The organism is Tenacibaculum sp. AWR4_210, assembly GCF_056160945.1.
The window spans coordinates 1-216 of record NZ_JBSWYF010000115.1; the positions used below are offsets into that span (position 1 = coordinate 1).

At 51.4% G+C, this 216-nt stretch carries 1 protein-coding gene; it reads left to right on the plus strand.

Annotation, left to right across the window (positions count from 1 at the left end; translation table 11 throughout):
• Nucleotides 1–216 (plus strand): hypothetical protein (locus tag ACXAG7_RS20270; RefSeq protein ID WP_476667977.1); only part of this gene is annotated, 216 nt, incomplete at both ends.

The following is a 216-nucleotide window of genomic DNA, read 5'->3' on the forward strand; positions in this document are numbered from 1 at the left end:
ATGCGGGAACTAACGGAACACTAACGATCTGTGCAGGAAGCACGGTAACATCGGCACAGTTATTTGCAGCCTTAGGAGGAAGTCCAGCTACCGGCGGAACTTGGTCACCAGCATTAGCAGGCGCAAATACCTATACGTATACCGTAGCAGCAACGGCACCATGTACCACAGCAGCAACAGCTCAGGTAGTGGTAAGCGAGCAAGCTTTACCAAATG